This is a genomic window from Pseudomaricurvus alcaniphilus (assembly GCF_011440395.1).
Taxonomy (GTDB): domain Bacteria; phylum Pseudomonadota; class Gammaproteobacteria; order Pseudomonadales; family Cellvibrionaceae; genus Pseudomaricurvus; species Pseudomaricurvus alcaniphilus.
This window is the reverse complement of sequence record NZ_JAAOIX010000014.1, coordinates 62,805-82,635: the sequence shown is the minus strand read 5'-3', so window position 1 is coordinate 82,635 and position 19,831 is coordinate 62,805. Positions and strand designations below refer to the sequence as shown.

Genomic DNA, 19,831 nt, shown 5'->3' with positions numbered 1-19,831 from the left:
ATGCTCCACACCGCTCAAAGCCCGTTCCGGCAAGCGGAACTAGAAGCTCATGCGCAAGCCCACTTTAAAACGCGGACCCGCATACTGCAGCAGGGACAAGCGCTCCTCAACGTCGACGTACTCAAAAGTTCGCTCATCGGTAAGGTTAATGGCCTCAGCGGATAGCGTGAAGTTTTCATTGATATCGTAGGACATGCTGAAGTCCAGCTGCCCGTAGGCTGCAACATGCTCCGGCAGGCCGCCAGATCGGGCACCGGTTCTGAACTGCAGGAAATCATCGCGCCAGTTGTAGGCCAGGCGCGCCTGGAACCCTTCCTTGTCGTAAAAAGCGATAAGGTTATAGGAGTTGTTGGCAAAGCCCTCCAGTCCGGAACCCGGCTCAGCTACACCGTCGAGACCAACAGGGTCGGCATTCTTGTCTTCAGATTCCGCCCAGGTGTAGTTGGCCTGCACACCGAAGCCGCTCCAAAACCCGGGCAGATAGTCAAAGTAATGCAAGGCAGAGAGTTCCACCCCGGTAATTTGGCCACCCGAACGATTGCCTTTCTGGGTGATGGTTTCAACAATGGAACCAAAGCCCGGCAGCTCGTAGCTCATGTCAACGGATTCGCCATTGACCACCACATTGGGTGTCTCATCGCGAAAGGTTTCGGTAGAGATAAAGGTATCGATATCCTTGCGAAACAGGTTGATCGCGTAGGCGCTGCCGGAATCGTGATAGTATTCCAGCGACAGGTCAAACTGGGTTGCCTCGTAGGGATTCAGGAACGGATTGCCCCCGGACGTGCGGAAGTTCACTGCCTGCACATCGACATAGTTCTTATTGACGCCAATATCCTCGATTGCCGGGCGCGAAATCACTTTTGCCGCCGCTGCGCGCAGCAGCAGGTTCTCGGTCAAATTGTAGGACAGATTCAAGCTCGGCAGGACATTGTCGTAGCTGTGGCTCTTTTTCAATTGCCCTGGCTCGGTATAGGTGACGTCAATAATCGCCTGGTTGCTGGTGTCGATTCCCGGCTCAATACTGATCCTCTCCTTGCCAAAACCGGTTGATTGGGTGTCGGTCTCAACATAGCGCAAACCCAGGTTACCACTCCAATCATTATCCCCCAAAACGCCGGAGAAATTTAACTGGCCATAGACAGACCGGGTCTCTTCGCTGGTAGTGGTTGAACGAGTTTCGTCAAATTGCTCATTCGGCCAATCACTCACTCCGGACATCGCCGCGATCGCCGCGTGATATTGGTCAACACTGTTTACGACTATAAAATCACGGGGAAAGTTACCGGATTCCTCACCCAGAAAGCCAGAGCCGCTGTTGGTGGAAAACACCGCGTCGTCCATATCGCGGAAGGCGCCACAAATTTGCGTGCGGCCATCGCCGATGCCACAGTTATCAACATGCGGGGTCGCGAATACGTTCCGGGTTTTTTCACGGTCCGATACGGCAACCCCAAACTCCACCGAATTCAGGTTGACGGCGTCACTGAAGGCCAAATCCAGCTGATAGCCACCGTCAAATTTAAACTCGGTTATTTCATCTTTCAATTCCTGATGGGTTATTTGATTCCAGTGGGCCCGGACATTGGCGGGATCAGCGTAATCAATGGTTGAATCCAGATCGAGCACATCACCCTGGGTCATGTCGTAGGAGAAGAAATCATTGTCCGGATCAAGTCCGTTGGGGAACAGGTTCGGATCGCGAGAATTGTTGACGTAGTTGGGCACCAGGGTATCCTGGCGCGGGTCGGCCTCAGAGGTCGAATGGGAGGCATCAAACTCCAGGGTCAAACGATCCAGGAACTTGATGGTATTAAAACCAAATGCCTTGGTCTTTGATTCCGAACCACGCACCTGGAACAAGCCATCATGGGGCTGCTGCCCGAACTTGGTCGCAGCCAGCGCGGTGCCGTTTTCCGACGCCACCACATCGCGCCAACCGGGAAACTGCAGGCCGACCTGCATGCCCTGGCTTACCGCAACGCGGGAGAAATCCGTATAGGTAAAATCAAAGGTGTTGACCCAACTCTCATCCGGAGACCATTGAACTGCTGCATTAATGCCTGTGCGCTCGCGTTCCTCCTCATCCAGGGTAAATTCATAGCGACCCGGATACCACAGCACAGAGGGCGTCACCACATTGCCACTGGTGTCGACAATATCACCGCTAATAACCCCCGCCTGGTTGGCGTTGAGTGGCGCCCAGCGACTGGTGGCAGCGGCATCGATCCGGTTACTGCTCTCCTGGCGAGAGTAACCCAGTAAAACCCCGATAGTCTCATCGGCAAACGTATTGCTGATGACGCCCGACACTTCCGGACTGGTCTCACCCGAGAGCTCGCTGTATTTGGCATTCACCGAGCCGGCCACATGCAGGCCGGGATTGTCCAGTGGACGCGCAGTTTTAACATTGACGTAAGCGCCCATACTGCCTTCAGGGGTCTTGGCCATGGGCGCCTTTACCACGTCGGCGCCGGCGATCAACTCGGAGGCCAGCACCTGAAAATCAAACTCACGCCCCGCCTCTGTGGTGGCCAGGGTGCGATCATTGACCCGCACCACGTTGAAGGACGGCCCGAATCCGCGCACAGTAATCTTTGATCCTTCGCCGTTGGTCCTGGAAATGCTCACACCGGAAATTCGCTGCAGCGATTCCGCCACATTTTGATCCGGAAACTTGCCGATATCCTCAGCAACAATACTGTCTTGTATAACCGCACTGTCTCGCTTCAGGTCGGAGGCGGCCTGTAAACTTCGGCGTATGCCGGTAACCGCTACTTCTTCCATCAGGGGACCGGACTGCTCTGCAACAACATCACCGATGGATGCGCAGGAAATCACCGCCATTATTGCCGCTGTCAATTTGTGTTTATATAACATCGAGATTGCCACCTTTTTAGCTTGGGGTTGAATTGAATTTATAGTTATAAACTGGCGCTTAAGCTGTCCTGCCAAACCGGGCGTAACCGGGGACACAGGGCGGAGATCATGCGCCGCTGTATCTTTAGCAGACTTTCTTAAGTAGTGCTTTTAATAGTATTTATTTAAACATATGATGTTTAAGGGTGCAATATGTTCGCCTGTTTTTATGCGAGCAGAATTACAAGAAAGCGGGTACTGGAAAAATATTCAGGAGCGCCAACCAACAGGCGGCGAGATGGGTCATGCGAGGAAAATTGATCAGCGCCTCTCCAGAAGCGCTGCTTTTTCATCTTGGTTAACGGGGAAACCAGAGTAAAGTGAATCTTCCAGTTTCTGGATGCACACTAATTTTCGAAGTGCCAGCAAACACACGGGCAAAAAATGCTGCGCCGGGTGACAGGCTGGCCTTATTTAATGGCTAACTCAAGCCGTAAGCTGGTCCAGTATCGCCAGCGCATCGCGATTAAACGCAACCCGTTCTGCGACACCTGACTCCGCCGGCCTGACGGCTATTTTTACCCCTAAATAATCGAGGTTTTTATAATCGCTGGCGTGCAGGCACTTGCGCATCTCGTCGGCGGTGAGTAACGAGTCGCTGGCGAAGTGCTTGATACCAAACGCCTGCGCCGGCGGCATATGGCTGTCTTTCCAGGCGCCATAGGGAGAGTCTGCGGGAGATGCGCCGGAAAACATCAAGCCGCGCAACAGGTCGGCACTGCGGGCCTTGGCAATATGGTCAAGCGGGCCCTGGGCATTTCGGGTTTCCAGTGCCGAGCGGCCCCAATTGATGCAGATTCCCATACTGCCGCCGGTGCTTTCATTGGCCGCAGTTAGCGCCGCAATCTCTTCCTCGATGGTGAGGAAACCCTTGGCCGGCGCCTGCCCTTCTATATAGGTATCACAGTGCTCAATCAGCAACCCGGCCCCATCCCAATCCCGACTGTGCAAGGTTTCCAGTGACGCTTGTAAGGCCCGAGCCGATGAGGAACTGGCTTTGGCGCGATTGGGACTGCTGTGCAGCTGCACAAATTTAACCGCCTGGCGCCCAACATGACGGTTGAGCTGCAACACCGCTAGCCGGGCTTGCTCACAAAACTCCAGTGCCGCCTGTCGACCCCGCTCATCATCGGCAGCGAGACCAAATTCCGGGTCGCGACCAATGTGATCCATGACGCCTGGTATACAGGTGAAGACAAAGTCCCATTGAGGGTCAATATTTTGCAGGAACCACTGCTCATCATAGGGGTGCAGGCTACCGGCAAACGGGTGCTCCAGCCCCTGCAGATTGGGCAACGTTTTCAATTGCGCAAAGTATTGCGCTTGTAACTCCGGGTTCCACTCCGCAGTTACTGGAGCAGTGCTGTAGGCGCCAAGGATGTATTTCATAGTATTGAGCTCGTGCAGGTTATCGGAGCTAGGATAATAGCGCCTTCTGCCAGGCAGTCACATAGGCTTCGGCGTTGGCTTGCACCGCCTCGACACTCATGCCGGCCTTGTACAACCCGGAGCCCAGCCCAAACCCCTTGGCCCCGGCCTTGAGAAAATCACTCATACAACCACTTTCCGCAGCCACACCGCCCACAGGCAGGATTGGCATGGCCGGTGGCAATACCGCAGTCATGGCCTTGAGACCCTGGGCGCCCAGGGTATCAGCAGGAAACAACTTGAGGGCATCGGCGCCGGCCTTGATCGCCGCAAACGCTTCCGTCGGCGTATAAAAGCCGGGCACTGAATAGAGCCCCTGTTGCTTGCTGTAAGCGATAACCTCGGTGTCGGCATGGGGAGAGATAATCAGTCGACCACCGGCCGCTGCGACGCGGTCCACCTGTTCGCAATCGAGCACCGTACCGGCACCGATTAGCACCTCATCACCCATGCTCTCGGCCAGCAGCTTAATGCTGGCATAGGGATCCGGCGAATTGAGCGGCACTTCAATCACGCCAAAACCCGCAGCCTTGATCACCTTGGCTATGGCCAACACTTCCTGCGGCGTCACGCCGCGCAAAATCGCCACCAGTGGCAGTTGCTGCAGTGCAGCCGCCAGAGTTAATTCAGTCATTCCCGTTTTCCTCTTCATTGATAAGCCCGGCTTGCCTGGCAATACTGAGCATGCCCTGCCAGGCGGCCTGGTCGCCGTTGACCGGGCACACATTTACCCCGGCTTGCTCCAGCACTCGCCGATAGCGTGTATTGAGACTGTCACTGCCAACCAGGTAAACCGTGGCGGTTTGCGCCAGCGTTGCCAACATCGCCTTAACCTCGTGACCTAACAGCATGCCAGACATATAGCTGCCAATTTCGGCACCGCTCAAGGTTCCGCTCAAAACCTCCGTGCGCGCGCTAAAGAGGTGGTGCAGCAAACCGCCGCCGGCACGACTGCGGGCAACACCGCGATCAAAGGCGCTGAAATTGTCGTCCTGTTCGGCCGCGTCGGTACTGATCAAGCGCCCGAGAATACTGTGCTGGCGCAACAGGCTGTAGAGTTCGCCGGTCATTTGCGTGGCAAAGGTCAGTATCTGTGCCTGCTCGGCAGGCCCGGCGATACTGGCCCATTTGCAGTGGGTGCCGGGCAGGCAGAACAGCGCCTCGCCCCGGGACAACACCTCCCGCTCGGAAGCCATCTTTTGCAACAGGCGCAAGGCGCCAAACACCTGCACCTCTTCGCCGCGCATAACATCCGCCTGCTCAAATTGGGAGCGCGCCCGGATACCAGGCACTATGCCAATTTTCAGCCCGGCGCCATTGCTCACCCAACACAACTGCGCCGCCAGGCGATCCAGGGTCACCGGGCAATCCACATAGCCGGCGTCGCGCCAACCCTGGGCACTGCCCACCATCCCGGCCATAAGCACAGGCAGTGATCGGCCTTCCAGCCAGGGTGCAATCAGATCCAGTAACGTGGTTTCGAACTGCTCCTGGCGCAGGGTCAACATACCCTGCTGCGCGCGGATGCTGTCCAGCAAGTTTCCCTCGCCGTCGAGCAGAAAGGCGCGAAAATTACTGCTGCCCCAGTCGACGCAGATCAGCGCCGGCGCTTGCAGACTGTTATCGTTCATTCTCTAATGCTCCGTCTCGCGCTTACGGCGATTAACCGGTTACTGAAAAATGGCGGATAAAGTCCGGGTCCGGCTCGATACCGAGGCCGGGGCCCTGGGGCAACGCCACTGTGCCACCGCTCTGTTTCACCTGCTCACCGATGCGCAGCGGATTCAGCAACAACTCCTCGCGAAACTGATTGGGCGTGGTGTCGTACTCCAGCATCGGCTGAACCGGGTGAGCAGCGCCGGGCAGATCCGGCATTGAAGCAATCAGGTGCAGATTGGTCGCTACCGCCACTGCCGACCCCCAGACATGGTTCACGATCGGCACAAAATGCGCCTGGGCCATGGCCAGTACTTTTTGATATTCCGTAATACCGCCCAGCGCGCACACTTCGGGCTGCAAGACGTCAACACAGCGGTTTTTAATCAGGTCGCGAAAACCCCAACGAGTGAACTCCCCCTCACCACCGGCGATATTCATATCCAGTGCCTCGCACAGATCCCGATAGCCCTGCTGGTCTTCTGATGCAACCGGCTCTTCAAACCAGTAGACCCCAAGCCGCTCCAACTCACGCCCCAGCGGGATAGCCTCGCGAGCGGTGTAGGCGTGGTTGGCATCCACCATCAACTGGAAATCCGGACCGACGGCATTGCGCACAGTTTCCACCAGCTCAATATCCCGCGCCGGACTGATGCCAATTTTCATCTTCGCGGCCTTGAAACCCGCCTCGACAATGGCAGCACTGTCACGGGCAAACCGCTCTTTCAGGTCCGGTACTCGTTGCAACATCATGCCGTAGCCGTAGACCTCGATGCGGTCGCGGAACGCGCCACCGAGCAGCTGATAAACCGGCTTGTCGTGAATTTTTCCAGCAATATCCCAGAGTGCAATATCGACACCGGACAGCGACTGTATGGGCATACCTTTTTGACCGTGGTCGCGCAACAGGTTGTAGACCTTGTGCCAGATAACATCGCGATCCAGCGGATTCATGCCGAGGATCATGGGCTGAATCACCTTTTCCACGATGGTCTCGTTGGCAAAGGCGATGTTGCCGCCACCAAAGCATTCACCCCAACCGGTGACACCGATATCGGTGCGCACTTCAACCAGGTGCGCGGTCCGCTTCAGGTAATACTGCTGGGAGTAGCCCAACTCTTCTTCCAGATCGTACTGGAGGACGTGACTGATGATTTCTGTGATTTTCATTAGAGTTCCTTTTATACCAGTAGTGCACGCGAGATACGCTTGGGCGTTAAATACTCATCCAGTGCCAAATGTGAACCGTCGACCCCTACTCCCGATTGGTTGAGGCCACAATGGGGCAGATCCATACCGTACTTGACGCCATTGATCTGAACTTCTCCAAAGCGCAAGCGGGCAGCACAGCGCTCGGTTTTCTGCAGGTCTCGACTGAAGACATAGGCGGTCAGGCCCGCGTCGGTATCGTTGGCTTGCGCCAGCACAGTGGCTTCGTCGCTGAAAGTCATCAGGCTAACCACTGGGCCAAACACCTCTTCGCGGTAGATGCGCATGGACTCGTCAACTCCGTCCAGCACCGTCGGCGCATAAAAATGGCCCACCTCCAGCCCCTCCGGTCGACCGCCGCCGGCCAGCAGTTGCGCGCCGTTTTCCACGGCGTCCTTGACCAGCCCGTCGATGCGCTGCCAGGCACCGCCGTCGATTACCGGGCCCATGCCGATATCAGCACTCTTGTCGAAACCAACCCGCACCGCCCTGGCTCGGGCAACAACTTTATCGCGGAAGCTGGCGGCCACGCTCTGCTCTACGAAAACCCGGTTCGGGGTCACACAAATCTGGCCCGAGTTACTGAACTTGAGCCCACAGACAATATCCGCGGCCAGGTCCAGATCGGCATCGGCAAACACCAGCACCGGCGCATTGCCACCCAACTCCATGGAATATCGCTTCAGCGAGGTGGAACCGGTACGAATGATATGCAGCCCGGTGGGGGTCGAACCGATCAACGTCAGCATGGCCGGAATGGTGGAGGCGGATATGGCGTCCCCAACCACCTGGTCCTGGCCGCCAACAATACTGACCACTCCCGCCGGCAAGCCGATTTGGGCGCAGAGTTCACCCACGGCGTATGCCGACAGCGGCGTCTTCAAGGAGGGCTTGATCACTATCGGGCAGCCACTGGCCATGGCCGGGCCGATTTTGTAAGCCAGGTTAAGCAGCGGAAAGTTCCAGGCCAGGAAGGCACCGACGACGCCCACCGGCTCGTGCAGCAATCTGTGACTGTGGGTACCCTCCCGGTCCACCAATTCTTCCGCTCGCAACCGGGCAATCTCTTCCGCATAAAATTGCAAGCTGTTGACCAGGCCGTCGAAATCCTCCTGGGTATCAGCCCAGCTCTTGCCCATCTCCAAATGCACGCACTCGCGCAGATGTTGTTCGTTGGCAATGACGGCGTCGCGCAGTTTGTGCATCCACGCACAGCGCTCACTGATACTGGTCGCAGCCCACTTGGGAAAAGCACGCTGCGCCGCTTGCAGCGCAGTGTCCACCTCGGCCAACCCGGCAACAGCAACAGTGCCGACAACTTGCTCAGTGGCGGGGTTGATTACATCGGCCACGGACTGCCCCGCCACCAACTCGCCGCCGATATACAGTTGTTTGGAAAACGTCATAAATTCACCTCTCTGGTCGATAGTGGCCGCTAAACCGGTAAATCCGCAGCGCCACGCCTAACCTACCATTCCACATATGAACAATTTAAACATATGATGTTTATACGCGCAATCTATTTTTACCTGCTGGACGAAAATAGAATGTCGTTCACAGCAGCGCAAAAAAAAGGCCTCTCCCTGCCGAGCAAGAAGAGGCCGAACGCATGAATAATTTAAACCCGACCGTTACTTGAATGAGTACTGCACACTGCCGCCGACATAGCGGGTCCAGTCGCGCGGGAAGAAGGCAAATCCATTGCCCAGGCTATCGGTGCGCTGGCTGGTAGTGTACGGCTTGTCAAACACGTTCTTGACGAACAGGTTGAAGCGCAGCTGGTCGTTACCCAGGCCGAAGTACAGGTCCCAAATACCGTGGGACGGGTTAGCTTCCAGCCCTTGCGCCAATTCGTTGATGCTTTGGGTGTGCTCGCCATTGTAGCGCCAGACCGCACGAATATTGCCGTCCCAACCGCTAGCACCGATGTCGGTATCGTACATAATGGTACCGAGGAACTGCTCTTCGGCGTTGTTCTCGAACGACAAGCCACTCTGGTCAAAGACGTTGCCCAGCACCGGATCGACAGAACAGCGGCTCTGCAGTGCACCGCCAGGACAGGAGATCGGCGCGTTGGCGAAATCCTCGTAGGTGGCGTTGAAGTTCGCGTAGCTACCCTGGACCGAGAGGTTTTCGGTCACTTTCAGGTCAAAGTCCATCTCGAAGCCGGTGGAACGCGCTTCGTCCGCATTCACGTAACCCGCAAAGGAGATGCCGTTCGCCTCATCCAATACTCGGAATGCCCGGGTCTGGTAATCTTCCACCACCATATCAAACCAGGTCACGTTAAAGAGCAACTGGTCGTCGAGCAGGCGGGTACGCAAGCCAATTTCAAAGTTGGATGACTGCTCCGGTAAAGTCGGGAAGTTTTCGACCTCATCGGGGTTGGTGTTACTGGTGACGAAATAAGAAGAGCCTTTGTAACCAGTGGAATAGCTGACATAACCGCGTACCGCATCGGTAAAGTCATAACCGAGTACCGCCTTGTAGATGGCATCGGTATCCGAGTCCGAAAACTTGGTCGGCTCGGTGCGGTTGATAAACAGCGACGGGTCATTTTCCGCCAGTGCCAGCACGTCTGCGAAGGTATCCATGCCGACGCCGTCAGCCGGGGTGCGCAAGTCAGTGCGATCAAATGTGGCCGAACCTTTTTCTTTCAGGGCACGGAAACCCAGGGTCGCATCCAACCGGTCGGTGATCTGGTACTCCAACTGACCAAAGATAGCGATATTTTCAAAGTTGGTGGTAAAGTCACCGCCATTGAGAAGACGCTGGGGCACCAGTATTGACGTGTCGGCGTCGGCGATATTGGTGCCGCGGTACAGGTTGAGGAAATTATTGGTCGACGCACCGGAGTAACAGCCCACCATCATGCCATTTTCAATAAAGCCACGGTTACCGGCGATACAGCCATCACGTACTTCCGAACGCTGGCCTTTTGTGTCGTGATAAAACAGGCCTACCACCCAATCCAGCTTGTCATTGCCAAATGAGCTCAAGCGCACTTCCTGCTGAATGATTTCCACGGACTCATTGCCGCCAAACGCTTCCCGTTCGATTGGGAAGTTCAGATTGAAGAAGGTGGAACTGTTGAGCAGTTCGTAGTCCCGATAACTGCCAATGTAAGTGACTTGCTTGTTGCCGCCCAGGTCGTAATTCAGCTCCAGTGACAGGCCGGTATTTTCGGTAGAACCATAGTTACCTGAGCGGTTCCGGGCGGTTACAGGTCCACCATGGGTGTCAAAGGTCGACTCCGGGTTGATGGTGTTGTAAGTGCTGCCGACAATGGTGCCGTCGTCCTGCACATGGATGATGGGGCTCGGGCCAAAATTGACGTTAATAGGTCCAATCACGGTCTGCGAGCAACAGTTGGTATCCCGCTCCGAGTACTCAGCCCGCAGCAACGCATCAAAGTTGCTGCCATTGTCAAACAGCACCTGCCCGCGCAAACCCCACTTTTCATCCTGGCCGATGTCGTAGTCTTCTTCACCGGGCATAGTATTATCGATCCAGCCATCCTCTTCGCCCCACTGGGCGTTAAGGCGCACGGCCCATTGATCATCGATAGGCAGGTTGACGGTAGCACTCAGGTCGCGACCACTGTATTCGGAAACTTCGGCGCGCACCTTGCCGTTAAACTTGCCAATAGTGGGCCGCTTGGTGACATAGTGAATCAGGCCGGTGGAGGTGTTCTGACCAAACAGCGTACCCTGGGGTCCGCGCAATGCTTCGACCCGCTCGACGTCGGAGACCGCCAGGTTCAGCATGGACTGGCGGGGCAGCACCTCACCGTCGATAACCACCAGGTTGGAAGACTGCAAGCCGATGGAGTTGGTAAAGGTACCGATACCGCGGGTTTTCAGTGTTGTAGTACGAATTTCCCGGTTATCATCGAGACCAAAACCGGGCAGGTATTTGATCAGGTCGAAGCCGTCAGTAATTTTATTGGCCTCGAATTCGTCACCACTCATAACTTTCATTGAAGTGGGCACGTCCTGCAGTGACTGCTCGCGCTTCTGCGCGGTGACAACCACTTCTTCCAAAACTTTCGAGCGAGCTTTTTTATCTTCGCCATCTTCTGCGTAGGCATTGCCCATCAACACGCTGACGGAACAGCAGCCGAGTAGCAGTATTTTATTGAGGTTGGTAGAACGTTTCATGATTACTCTCCACGATGCGCGCAGCGCTGGATATTTATAACTTTGCTGCTAACTAAAAACTTGTTATTTCGACCTGTGTTTGGCGCTTGACTTTTTCACCCCTTATGCTGAGGTGAACCAACATCAGTTCGTACTTTCGGCAGCTACTTATATTCGGTGTTGTGCAAACCACCTCTCAACCGATCATGGGAACTATTTAAACATATGATGTTTGTATAGGCAATATGTGGGATAGACGATTGCGCTAATAGCCGGGTGTTTTTGATAAGGAAAGGAAATAAGGAGTAATGAAAACTCAGCTGGATTTAGAGGTTGTTGTCTCGGTCTGCCCGTCATCGGTGGGGGGAGCCCATTGCGGATCGACCATATCCCCACCCGACCTCATTTGGCGGCTGCGAAACTCAACCATTTTTGGAGGTCGTCCATGGAGGAGTCGTCCATGGACACCCACACTTGCAGGGAACCGATATGGGCGCGGTGCTGACTTTATAGCAATTCGTATTCGAGATATGAGTGGACTGCCCGTCATCGGTGGGGGGAGCCCATTGCGGATCGGCCATATCCCCCCGACCACATTTGGCGGCTGCGAAACTCAACCATTTTTTGCGCAAAAAGACGCGCAAAAAATTGGGATTCAGACAGTCCTTGCCGACTACCCCAAATGTGGTCGGGGGGATAAGCATGGCCTGATTGATCCGCAAAGGGCTCCCCCCACCGCTGACTACATTGTGGTATCTAAGAGCAGTGTTATTTCAATTTGAGCTTACAGAACTGAGATCTGCTCAAGACCTGGCAGTACGCCCTTCATACCAACCAAAACCTGCAGAAGATCGAGATATATGATTCTCGCGAGGACCTCATTATCTTTCTTTTTGTTTTTTTCCTAGAATCTCGCTCGATGCCTGGTCAAGGCTCGGTGGGTGTGCCCTGCCAGACCAATCAGGTCGCGTTTAGGCTCTCCGCGCTTTTCGGGCTTTCGCGGACGGATGTTTGAACGTAGCGCCAGCGGAGTGACCATTTAGAAGTTAATAAAGGGGCGGGAGCGCGAAAAGAGCGGAGAGCCTGCGGCCGGTCTGGCAGGGCACACCCACCGGGCCGCCGCGCTAAACTGCATATTTCTGGATACGGATATTTAAACGTAGTGATCTTCCGGGAGCGCGAAAAGTGCGGAGAGCCTGCGGCCGGTCTGGCAGGGCACACCCACCGAGCCGCCACGCCATACCATGTTTTGTTACTAACAAAAATTGAAACGGAAGCGGTTATAAAGAAGTTACCACGGGCCAGGAGCACGAAAAACGCGGAGAGCCTGCGGCCGGTCTGGCAGGGCACACCCACCGAGTCGCCGCACTATAGACACCCCGACCGCTGACCAGCATGTGCTTTTTAAACCTGAACCCGCGGCTCAGCGACACCATTTACAACACCTTTATACACCAGGGTCGTGCCGTGGCTTATGCCGGTGGATGCTACATTATCTAACCCGTACGCGGCGGTGGTTAGATAGAGATCCCGGTTATTGCTGCCACCGAATGCCGGGCAGGTTGGTCGTGGCGTGCCGGCGTCCAGCTTGGCCAATACGGTGCCATCCGGGGCGTAGCGCACCACACAACTTGAATCCCACTGGGCGGACCACATACAACCCTCGGCATCCACCACCGCGCCGTCCGGCACCAGCTTTTCCGCGGACAGATCGAGAAAAATCTGTGGCTCCGCACTGGGCCAGCCGCTGTCGGGGGACAGTTCCACGGAGAATATCAGGTGGCGGGCAGAATCTGCGTAATAGCCGCGGTTTCTGCTGCGATCGAAGCAAATACCGTTGCTGATCGTCAACCCATCCACCAACTGGCGCAGCTCACCGCGATACCAGCGATAAATGGCGCCGCGGCCAGGTTCGGCCTCCTTACTCATAGTGCCAACCCAAAAGCCGCCCCAGGGATCGGCGCGACCATCGTTACTGCGATTGTTGGGGCGATCGGCTTCCAGCTCACACATTCGGGTTTTTGCACCCGTATTGATATCAAACTGGTACAGACCGGTCTCGCTCGCCAGGATCAGGCGCTGCTCATCGATCCAGCCCAACGCCGACACCATTTCACCCATATCCCAGGCATTAGTGGCAACACCGCTGGCACTGAGCATTCCATTGTTTGGCAGGTCAACCCAGAACAGCTCCTGCCGAGCTGGGTGCCACAACGGGCTTTCACCCAGCCCGCAGATACGCCCATCAAACACTGCCGCAGCAGTATCGCTCACTTTGCTCATATTCATTTCCTCTCTACCCTTCTCTGGCGCGCCCCGACTCTTTATGCCCTGGCAGCCTGGCAACAGCAAACTGCTGCCGATAGCAACCGCGGTTGCCAGAAACTGACGCCGATTATGGCTGAATGTTTGATGCTTCGCTGCCATAGCTTTTACCTGCCTTTTTTTGCGCTTACCAATTGGTGACGCCACCATCGGGTCGACGCAAGTGGGGAGCTTCCGCTGGCAGCGGTGGCGAGTTGCGGAAAGCCGCTTCATTGACTTCGACGCCCAGGCCCGGCACATCGGGCACGACGAAATCGCAACCCTGCAACCGGTGTTGCTGTGGAAACAGCTCAGCACTGTGAGCACCGAAAGGCGAAAATGGTCCCTGGTGGGTTTCCATCAGGCTGAAGTTGGGCAGCGCGGTGGCAAAATGATTGGACGCCGCGGTGCAGATCGGGCCCAGCGGATTATGGGGCATCACATCGATGTAATGGGCCTCGGCCCAGGAGGCTACCTTCATGGCCTCGGTGAATCCACCGATATTACATACATCCACCCGCAGGTATTGGGTCAAGTCGCGCTCGATATAGGGCTGGGCGGTCCACTTGGAACAGAACTCCTCGCCGATGGCGAACGGTACCGTGGTCAGGCCGCGCAGTGCCGCATAAGCATCGGGGGACTGGTTGCGAATGGGCTCTTCCAGAAAATCCAGGGTGCCTGCCGGCAGACGCTGGCAAAAAGAAGCCGCCTCGGCCACGCTCAGGCGGTGATGGTAATCGATCCCCAGAGTGATATCAGGGCCTATGGCGGCGCGCAATGCGATCAGGCAGCGCGCGGTGCGCGCGATGGAATCACGCGGTTCAAACAGCTCCGGGTCGTCAAAATTACTGGGGATAACTCGGATGGTGGTCCAACCCAGGTCGACCAGCGCCTTGACTTCTTTCACCAGCTCTTCGAGCCGGTCAGGGTCGGCTTCGGTATAGCAGCAGGCAAAACACGGAACCTTGTCGCGCTGCTTGCCGCCCAGCAACTGGTACACCGGCACCCCCAGTGCCTTGCCGACGATGTCGTGCAGGGCAATGTCCACTGCCGACATGGCCGCCGTCAGCACCCGGCCACCTTCAAAGTAGTGGCTGCGGTACATCTCCTGCCAGATGCGGCCGATGCGGCGCGGGTCGGCGCCGCGCAAGAAGGGCTTGAAGTGTTCGACGGCACCCATGACGGCCCGCTCCCGATTGGATAAACCTGACTCGCCCCAACCGACGATACCGCACTCGGTAACCACCTTTACCAACAACTGGTTGCGGTGACCGACAGCCCCCAACAGGGCTTCAACAGATTCTATTTTCAATGGCTTATTCCCTCTGGTATGGGCACACAGCAGGTCGCTGTTAGCGACCGGCCGACTCTCATTATTTTTAAGGTTTTACCGGCTTCCGGTAAGCGTCCATACGATCGATATCGTACTTTTCATACTCCCGCTTTAACATCCAGCGCGGCCGCTCGTGGGTAAGCTCCCAGGCAAAAATATCCTTGTACATCGCCTTTACCCGATCGGGGTATTTGGCCGCCAGGTTTTTCTGCTCGCCGGGATCGGTGGCGAGGTTAAACAGTTCTGCAGGCCGGTCCGGGTAGCGAATAAATTTCCAGTTTCCCTCCAGCATGGCCGCCCTCGCCTCTTTTTTCCAGAACAGCGCCCGGTGCGGAACACCCTTTTTGCTACCTTGCACATAGGGCACCAGATCGACACCGTCCAGGTCCAGCTCGCCCGGATTTCCGCCCGCCGCCGCTAAAAACGTCGGCAACAAGTCGAGGGTGCTAACAGGGTGCTCATAGACTGTATTCGACTTCACCTGGCCCGGCCAGCGCAACAGGAAAGGAACCCTGACACCGCCTTCCAGGTGGTTGGATTTAGTGCCACTGAAGGGGTAATTCATGGACGCGTTCTTGTCCGTCGGGCCGCCATTGTCATTGGTATAGACAACAATGGTATTGTCATCCAGGCCCAGTTCTGCCAGCCGATCCAGCAGCTTGCCACTGGCGCGGTCCATGGCCAGGGTCATGGCGGCGACCACCTTGCGCAGCCCGGTCAAGTGCGGGAACTGGGCCAGATCCTCGGGCTTCGCTTCCATGGGAGTGTGCGGGGCATTAAAAGACAGAAACACAAAGAACGGACCGTCCTGGTTGGCTTCGATAAAATCTATGGCTTCGTCGGCCAACAGATCGGTCAGGTAGCTTTGTGGCTCTTCGAAGTTGCCAAAACCGCGCTCCATTTTTTTATCTTCGAAGATATGGTCTGGCAGGGTCTGCTTGCTCTCATCGTAGGCATAGTAGCTGCGATCGCCACCGCGGAAACCGTAGAATTCATCGAAGCCTCTGCGCGTGGGGTGAAAACGGTCGGCGCTGCCGAGGTGCCATTTGCCAAAAATTGCCGTCTTGTAACCCTGGGCCTGCAAAACATCGCCCATGGTTTTCTCCTCCAGCGGCAGCCCCATATCGGCACCATCCTGGGCCGAAACAGGGCTCATATAACCGGGCACATTGTTTTCTTCATAACCGAAACGCTGTTGGTACTTGCCGGTGATCAGTCCGGCGCGCGAGGGTCCACAGGTGGGATCGGACACGTAGCCCTGGGTAAAGCGGACGCTCTGCGCGGCCAGCTTATCCAGGTTGGGCGTCTTCATTATGGTGCTGCCGTTAAAGCCGAAATCCGCGTAGCCGGCATCGTCGGAAAAGATCAACACAATATTGGGCGGCTTCGCCTGGCCTTTAGCGGCACTGGCAGCGTGAACGCTGGCATAGGGTGTTACTGCTAGGATCAGGAGAAATGTCAGTAGTTTCTTCATTATTTTCACAACCACGTAACTGGATCGTTAATAGATAGTATACCGGTCCGCTTGGCCAACAGGGCGGCGCTTCCACAGCTACGAACCCCTGTTGGCTAGCAGCAGTTCGACACATTTAAACATATGATGTTTATTAAGGCAATATGTATTGATGATGAGTGCAGCGGAATAATGCCCTCTGGCAAGTCCTGACTTTGAAGTGTGCCGATGGCTGGCTGGCGGGTTCAGTTATGTCCTGCGCACCGCTTGTGATGGGTCACTTGACGAGATAATTTAAAGCGCAGCGCTCGCCTGCCAACGTCCTCTGGACAGGCGACCACCTCGGCAACCACTACCACAACCGGCACAGCGGTTTCAGCTAAAAATACAAATATTCCTTAACAGCAGCGTTCTACTTGGAACTGTTTTCAATCTCAATCAGGAGTTTCTGCAGGGCCGTCCTATCACCCTCAACCAGAACATCTTTGATTTCAGGCTCCTGCAGCATTTGCAGTTTGCACCCCAGGTTCTTTTTCGGCTGGGAGGCCTTGCGCTGTTCCATGGGCTCATCACACTCAAAGCTGCCAAGCGCAAACATGACACTCAATGGTACACCCTGCCCAGTGACTCGCTCTGGTATCCCGCTGTCATGGCTGTCTATCACGATATTGCCCTGCACTACTTGCAGGTGCAGATCGTCGTCATCGGCGACGCCATCATTGTCGTCATCGTGATCCGCATTGTTGCCGATACCATCCCCATCGGTATCCAGCCACTCGCTGGCATCGAAAGGAAATGCGTCCTGGTCATCATTGACGCCGTCATTGTCATCGTCCGAATCGACGGAGTCAGCAATGCCGTCCTTATCAAAATCGGGCTGCGGTATCACACCATCCACGGTCAATACGAAGTTGTCAAAATACGCCTCAACCGGGGTGCCGCTGGCGCAACAGGTCCAGATATTCGCCGTGGTGGCCTCAGGGCCGGTCTTGAACTTGAGCGTGTACTGCTGGTACTCGGTGCTGGTAACCGGCGTATTTTTCGGTGCGTTTGGTCCCGGCGCGCTGAATTTACTCACCCCCAGCAGGATTCTTTGCGGGGCGGCGCCGACTTTCGCCCAGGCCGTCAGGGTGTAATTGGTATTGGGTTTTACACTGACGGTTTGGTCCACCCCGCCGGCCCCGCTTTGAAAGCCGGAAAAATTGCCTTCATAGGGTGAGCCACTGGAGACGGTGGAGGTTCCTGAACTGTTATTCCAACCGGCCAGGCTGCCGGTTTCAAAACCGGGGTTGACGACCAGGTTGGGGTTTTGCAGCGCGGGCTCCACCGTGAGTTGCAACGACGCACTGTACAAGCCGTCCTCTCCCGCAGTCACCTTAATGGTGGTGGTGCCGGGAGTAATGGCTGTTACGGTTCCGTTTTCTGACACCATTGCTATGGACGGGTCTTCGCTGCTCCACTGCACAGCCGGGTTGGTGGCATTGGCGGGGAAAATAGTCGCCTGCAGCTGTTCGGTCAAACCACTGTTCAAAGTCAGCGACTGGGTTGGTAACTCGACACCGGTTACCGGCACAAACTCATTGCTATCCCAATCGATAACCGTGACATTGTTGAGCGGGTTCAGCAAAAAGACATCGCTGCCGTTGGATGAACGAAACGCTGGCGCCAGGGCGTAGAAATGACCCTCCGGCAACTGGCTAGTGGGTGTCACACCAGTTAGATCGATACTGATAACCGTTTTGCCACCATAGCGTTTCGCCTCGGTTGCCACCGATGAGTCGACGGCCGAGCGCACCACTTGCACCACGCCGCTGGCATTTTTCTGCACCAGGTTAACCGTAATACCGTTGAACTTTTCCGCCACTACGTGGTGATTACTGCCGCCGTGGTAATTGACCGTGACATCCAGCGTTTGGTTGTTCGGGTATTGAGTGGTGGTGTACTTGGTCGGATCGTCAACCCATACGGACGGCAGGGCCTCCCAGGACTTGATATACGCCACCTGCATAGTGGTATCCTCGGGAAAGCCCTCTGAGACGACATTGTTGGGGTTGGGGTCAGCGCGCTGGCACTGACTGTTAAAGGTAATAAATTGCCGCCTCAAGCCCATGGAGACAATTACGTGCATGGGGCGATGCCACCAGGTGTTGGGTTTTTCGCCAATCAGTTGACCATCCACATACCAGGAGATCTTGTCTTTGCGGTTTTCAACGGCGTAGGTGTGAAACCCCTGGGAGGGATCAAAGGGGGCATCAAACTTGAGCAATTGGGTGTCGGGATTGGGCTTGGGGCGCTTCCAGACAATTTGCCCGTTTTCCTCAACCCGGGCATGCAGGTTGTGGTCCATAACATTAATAGGGTCGGCATCATCTGCGCCAGGCCCGTACCAATCGGCCTGCTGCAATTCCACCACGTCAATCTCGCTGTAGTCCACATACTGCACACCTTCTGTGCCGCGATCGGGAAAAGGATGGCCGTCGCTGTACAGCCAGAATGCCGGGCTCAAGCCGGGAAAGAGCTTCACCCCCTTGATCCGGGCCTCATAAAAACCATACACGCCATCGCTCACCGTACGCACCGCGCCGGACTTGTAGTACAGCTCCCGCTCCACCGCCTGTGACGGCCCGCCGGGCACGCCGTCCCAACAACTATCCTGGAAGGTGCGGGTGTGGGTTTCCTGGGTCGCAGCAATGTTCAGGTTGCCATTTTCAAGGTAGGCATTCGCGGCTGAGAAAGTCCACGCCCCCACATTCAAGGACGGTGGCGCACTTTCCCATTTAGCGGTGTTAAGGGCGGTACCGTTGAAATCATCGCTTTTGTCATGCAATACCTGCCAGCGGATTTCTCCCGCTACAGAGCCAGTAGGCCTGGGCACTTCCGCCTGCAGCTGGGTGGCTGCCGCCAACAATGAAAACGAAACAACTAGGCATTTTTTCATTTTATATACCTGAATACAGGTGACTGATCACCCATTGAGAATAATTTTATAAGAAGTATCGAGCACTCAACGTCCAGAACTCCTAAGCCCAGTCCAACCATGTCCAGGTTTGGAAATTCAACTGGCGCACCAGATTACTCACCACGGCCATAATACGACCTTGCTAAACATACTATGTTTATATAATTTTGTAAATCGCTTAGACTGCAAATAAATTGCGGAGACCGTTTGCAGGCAAATACCTGTCAGCCCACCCTCGGGAGGCAATATGACGGGCCTGGCTGCGGGGCTTGATTTCACAGCACGGATGCTGTCGTGGAGCCTCGAGCCCGCCCCGCGAGCGTAGCGAGTGCTTTGGGTGCATGAATGGAACCTGAGCCTGCACCGCGAGCACAGCGAGTGCTTTGGGTACGGCGAGCTTTGAAAGCAAGCCCTCAATTCCAGGCAGGATT

At 55.7% G+C, this 19,831-nt stretch carries 11 protein-coding genes; all 11 read right to left on the bottom strand.

Annotated features, from left to right (window positions below; genetic code table 11):
- Positions 1 to 39: 39 nt before the first annotated feature.
- The gene (locus G8764_RS21005; protein WP_166167904.1) at positions 40 to 2,880 is read right to left on the bottom strand and encodes a TonB-dependent receptor; all 2,841 of its coding nucleotides are present in this window, start codon (positions 2,878 to 2,880) and stop codon (positions 40 to 42) included.
- Between the two features lie 465 nt (positions 2,881 to 3,345).
- Positions 3,346 to 4,308 carry a DUF4862 family protein gene (locus G8764_RS21000; protein ID WP_166167902.1) on the bottom strand — a complete coding sequence of 321 codons (963 nt, stop codon included), beginning with the start codon at positions 4,306 to 4,308 and terminating at the stop codon, positions 3,346 to 3,348.
- Positions 4,309 to 4,336: 28 nt separating this feature from the next.
- A complete protein-coding gene (locus G8764_RS20995) occupies positions 4,337 to 4,981 on the bottom strand; it encodes a 2-dehydro-3-deoxy-6-phosphogalactonate aldolase (protein ID WP_166167900.1) in 645 nt (214 codons plus the stop codon).
- The gene (locus G8764_RS20990; RefSeq protein WP_166167897.1) at positions 4,974 to 5,978 is read right to left on the bottom strand and encodes a 2-dehydro-3-deoxygalactonokinase; all 1,005 of its coding nucleotides are present in this window, start codon (positions 5,976 to 5,978) and stop codon (positions 4,974 to 4,976) included. Before G8764_RS20990 ends, G8764_RS20995 begins: the two co-directional genes overlap by 8 nt.
- A 31-nt stretch (positions 5,979 to 6,009) precedes the next feature.
- A complete protein-coding gene (locus G8764_RS20985; RefSeq protein ID WP_166167894.1) occupies positions 6,010 to 7,173 on the bottom strand; it encodes a mandelate racemase/muconate lactonizing enzyme family protein in 1,164 nt (387 codons plus the stop codon).
- An 11-nt stretch (positions 7,174 to 7,184) separates the two neighbouring features.
- On the bottom strand, positions 7,185 to 8,618 hold the full coding sequence (locus G8764_RS20980) for an aldehyde dehydrogenase family protein (RefSeq protein WP_166167891.1): 1,434 nt from the start codon (positions 8,616 to 8,618) through the stop codon (positions 7,185 to 7,187).
- A 225-nt stretch (positions 8,619 to 8,843) separates the two neighbouring features.
- Entirely contained in the window at positions 8,844 to 11,372 is a 2,529-nt protein-coding gene (locus G8764_RS20975; protein ID WP_166167888.1) for a TonB-dependent receptor, read from the bottom strand.
- 1,383 nt (positions 11,373 to 12,755) lie between these two features.
- A complete protein-coding gene (locus G8764_RS20970) occupies positions 12,756 to 13,634 on the bottom strand; it encodes an SMP-30/gluconolactonase/LRE family protein (RefSeq protein ID WP_166167885.1) in 879 nt (292 codons plus the stop codon).
- A gap of 169 nt (positions 13,635 to 13,803) precedes the next feature.
- Positions 13,804 to 14,967, bottom strand: coding sequence for a mandelate racemase/muconate lactonizing enzyme family protein (locus G8764_RS20965; protein WP_166167882.1), 1,164 nt, complete (start codon positions 14,965 to 14,967; stop codon positions 13,804 to 13,806).
- A 67-nt stretch (positions 14,968 to 15,034) separates the two neighbouring features.
- On the bottom strand, positions 15,035 to 16,462 hold the full coding sequence (locus G8764_RS20960; RefSeq protein WP_166167879.1) for a sulfatase: 1,428 nt from the start codon (positions 16,460 to 16,462) through the stop codon (positions 15,035 to 15,037).
- Between the two features lie 391 nt (positions 16,463 to 16,853).
- The gene (locus G8764_RS20955; protein WP_166167876.1) at positions 16,854 to 19,379 is read right to left on the bottom strand and encodes an Ig-like domain-containing protein; all 2,526 of its coding nucleotides are present in this window, start codon (positions 19,377 to 19,379) and stop codon (positions 16,854 to 16,856) included.
- Between the last annotated feature and the right edge of the window lie 452 nt (positions 19,380 to 19,831).